At 38.5% G+C, this 3,492-nt stretch carries 5 protein-coding genes; 4 read left to right on the plus strand and 1 reads right to left on the minus strand.

The features are described 5' to 3' along the window. A partial coding sequence (locus ABFC98_00890; GenBank protein MEN6444582.1) for a hypothetical protein occupies positions 1-916 on the minus strand: 916 nt, incomplete at its 3' end. Between the two features lie 187 nt (positions 917-1,103). Here ABFC98_00890 and ABFC98_00895 point away from each other — a divergent pair. The 4 genes from ABFC98_00895 to mltG form a co-directional block, all read left to right on the plus strand. Beyond that, entirely contained in the window at positions 1,104-1,664 is a 561-nt protein-coding gene (locus tag ABFC98_00895; protein ID MEN6444583.1) for a hypothetical protein, read from the plus strand. Further along, positions 1,651-2,226: a hypothetical protein gene (locus ABFC98_00900; protein MEN6444584.1), complete on the plus strand. Its 576-nt coding sequence runs from the start codon at positions 1,651-1,653 to the stop codon at positions 2,224-2,226. The genes ABFC98_00895 and ABFC98_00900 overlap by 14 nt, the downstream gene beginning before the upstream one ends. Continuing rightward, entirely contained in the window at positions 2,223-2,639 is a 417-nt protein-coding gene (gene ruvX / locus ABFC98_00905) for a Holliday junction resolvase RuvX (protein MEN6444585.1), read from the plus strand. Before ABFC98_00900 ends, ruvX begins: the two co-directional genes overlap by 4 nt. Beyond that, on the plus strand, positions 2,636-3,492 hold an 857-nt coding region (gene mltG, locus ABFC98_00910), incomplete at its 3' end, for an endolytic transglycosylase MltG (protein MEN6444586.1). The genes ruvX and mltG, both read left to right, overlap by 4 nt.

A 3,492-nucleotide genomic window follows, 5' to 3' on the forward strand; every position in this document is an offset into this window, starting at 1 on the left:
TTCCGGGAGTATTGGTAGTGGTGGCAGAAATAGGATTGTTTGTGGATTCTGATGTATTATAGCGAGTAAAACTACCGCTGCCATTATATTCATAAATTCTAAACCAATAAGTCGTTAGAGGTGTTAAGCCAGATACATTACAACCATTTAAAGGAACTCCTTCCACTATCTGCGTTGAGCCATTAAAGATAACCTGTTCTCCAATACCACTGTAAACAGCGTTGGCAGTAGGATTGCTGCCATCAACAGGAGAAGTAAATGAATTAATGGTATTGATTTTAACTAAGCGGCGTGCCCCATTACCAGGAGTCCATTCCAAAGTAATTTCCGCATTGGCAGGATAAGCAATTATACCTGATGCCTGCAAAGTGGGGGGTTCAACTTCTGTGCTTGTAAAATCCGTTAAAGTTATGTCATCTATATGTAAGCGTTTATTAGTAGCTCCTGTTTCGGTAGCGCGTTTAATTCTTATTCTCACATCTCCACTAACATTTACATCTTCAGAAAATAAACTGGGTGTATCACTTGCAGGAGCAGTAAAAACAGAACCAATTTGCATCCAACTACTGCCACTATCAATACTGTATTCTACTTTCCAATCCACTTGCGCATCAGTAGAATATCTTCTATAATAAAAAGAAAGAGTACCCAAACCATTAGTTTTGTTTTCTAACATTGTCATTGCAGAAGTCCCATAACCTCGCAACCTGGCTGATCGCAAACCATTTTTCCAATCATAATCTTCAGCGCCAATTAACACTTCTGTCAGATTCCAGGAAAGACCGCTTAAGGTTACATCACCTGAAGCATAGGCAGTTTTTGTTTCGTTCGCTCCTTCAAAATTAACTATGTATTGACCAAAGCTTAGCGAAACACTTAGCATTAAAAGCAGCAAGCAGAATGTGGTTTTCCGCATTGAGTAACTCCCTTTGTTTATTATATATTATCCTTTTCCCTTGCTTCCTCAAATTGTCAAGCACAATCCTAAATTTGTCTTTGGGATGCTCTGTTATTTTAGCGGCACACAGGACTCGTAATTATTTTAGCATCCAAAATCCACAGATTTTGATTGACATAATATTTAAAATCCTTTTAGTGAATTTATGGAAAGAATCGCTTTTATTTTACTGTTAACTCTTTTGCTCTGTAGCTGTGATTTATTTACAGTTCGAGATTCAGAGCATCCTGGGGCAGAAACGCCGTGGATAGATTTTACCACGGATTGCGATTCCGTTTTGTTAAATTTGGAATACTGTTATGAGTATGCTCAAAATGCAGTTCATTATGCAGGTATATTCACTTCCGATTATGTGTTTCATTTTGCCCCCCAGGATATAAGCGATTATTCTATAGAGTCAACTTGGACACGCGTTCAAGAACAGGATATGATACAGGTGTTTCATAATCGTTATAAAGAAATACAGGTCTCGCTGGAAACGATGGACACTCAGGATCAATTGGAATCCACACAAGCTAAAATATATCGTCAATACCAAATCACGGGAACTTTACGCAGCCAAGGAAAGGAGCGTTTAACTTTGGCAAGCGGTAATCTGGAATTGCATTTAAAAAAGGAATATGGCTATTGGTATATAAAGCAGTGGTATGATTATCGGGGTAGCAATGGCTCCACTTGGGGTAAACTGAAATATGAGAACCATTAATATTCTTCTCCTTTTTCTGGCTTTTTTGCTGAGCAGTTGCCAAAATCCTTTCTGTCCGAAACTCTATGATGTTTCCAGCGCCGAAATTGAAAACAGGACACCGGAAGAACTTTTGCAAAATTTGGAGCGTGCTTATACCGAAAAGAACATCAACCTTTATAAATCGCTTTTGCATCCTGATTTCCGTTTTGAACTTTTGGCAAGCGAAGTTAGTTTAATTGGCATTGATATGAATGGAGACGGAATGCGAGATTCTTGGTGGGGTTATGATCAAGAAATTGAATATACGGATAGAATGTTTAATCGCGGTTCCAGTGATGGAACTTATTATCCTCCCGATGAAATAAAATTGCGTTTACAGATTCCCACTTCTGATAGATGGCAAACCGATCCTGAAATTGGCCATGAGGATTGGATAGTTATTCCTTGCAACTTTGATTTAATCCTGTCCTATAAAGAAAGTAATTCCTCTTTAAACGCCAATGGAATTGCCCGATTTTATTTAATGCCCGTAGAAAACGGTTGGAAAATTGCCATCTGGAGGGATGAATCCAATATATGAATTCAGAAGGGCGTATTCTTGCCCTGGATTATGGAGAAAAGAGAATTGGCTTGGCATTGAGTGATCCGAATCGCATTTTTGCCAAACCGCTTCGTATCCTTGCTAATCAGGGTTTTGAAAAACTAATAAAAGATCTGCAAGAAGTTATATCACAATATAGTGTTACTAAGCTTATAGTTGGTATCCCTTATGCCATAGATGGTTCTTTTACTCCCAAAACTGAAGAGTGCCAATCCATTTTAAATCGTCTGCAAAAAGCTATGTCCATTCCTGTAGAAGGTTTTGATGAACGCTATTCCACTTGGGAGGCAAATGAAGAACTAAAAAAAATGGGTTACACTTGGCAGGAAGCAAAAAAAATCAAAGATGCTATGGCGGCTGCAATGTTTCTAAAAGAATATCTGGCTAAATGAAAAAAAAGAAAATAGTTATCATCAGCTTAGCAAGCGTTGTAGCGCTGCTTATTGTATATATTGTCTTGCTTGTTTTTCTCCCTTTAAGAAGTGAAGAACGCATCGTGCATATCAAACCGGGAGATAATGCCAGAATTATTGCCTCCAAACTATCGGAAGCAGGTATTATCCGCAGTAAAACAATGTTTGTAGCCCTCACCAAAATTCGCAAAGCGGATAGGGAATTAAAACCTGGCAGCTATATTTTCGGTGGTAATACATATCTTTGGCAAACAGTCAGCCGTTTGCAAAGCGGACAAAGTGAAACCATAACCATCACTTTTCCGGAAGGACTTTCTCTGTATAAAACCCTCAGGAAAATAGACCACAGTGGTCTGGCAGATTATAATGAACTTTACCTCTCTGCCACAAATTTTGCCCAAGTAAAAAAACATTCCGGCTTTGAAGTGCCTTCGTTGGAGGGCTTTTTATATCCTGAAACATATAAATTCCCAATTGAAATTCCTGCTGATTCCATTCTGGCAATAATGACCGACGAATTTTTCAAGCGTTTGCATAAAGAGGGAATAGACCCTTTGGCTATCCCCCAATTTTATGATAAATTGATTCTGGCTTCCATTGTAGAAAAAGAAGCAGGAACGGAAAGTGAAAAAGAAATTATTGCCGGTTTATTTTTAAACCGCATCCAAAAGGGAATGGCTCTTCAGTCCTGTGCTACAGTTAATTATTTACTTGATCCCAAAGGAATAAAACACGATGTCTTAACTTACGAAGATACGCAAATTAATTCTCCCTATAATACTTATCTTCATGCTGGCTTGCCTCCCACCCCTATTTGCAATCCTTCCGTTAA

The sequence above is a fragment of the Candidatus Cloacimonas sp. genome (genome assembly GCA_039680785.1).
Lineage (GTDB): Bacteria > Cloacimonadota > Cloacimonadia > Cloacimonadales > Cloacimonadaceae > Cloacimonas.

What these genes read in the sequence shown, in the direction of transcription:
- ABFC98_00895 (MEN6444583.1), top strand. Translation starts at nt 1,104, where the DNA reads ATGGAAAGAATCGCTTTTATTTTACTGTTAACTCTTTTGCTCTGTAGC.
- ABFC98_00900 (MEN6444584.1), top strand. Translation starts at nt 1,651, where the DNA reads ATGAGAACCATTAATATTCTTCTCCTTTTTCTGGCTTTTTTGCTGAGC.
- ruvX (MEN6444585.1), top strand. Translation starts at nt 2,223, where the DNA reads ATGAATTCAGAAGGGCGTATTCTTGCCCTGGATTATGGAGAAAAGAGA.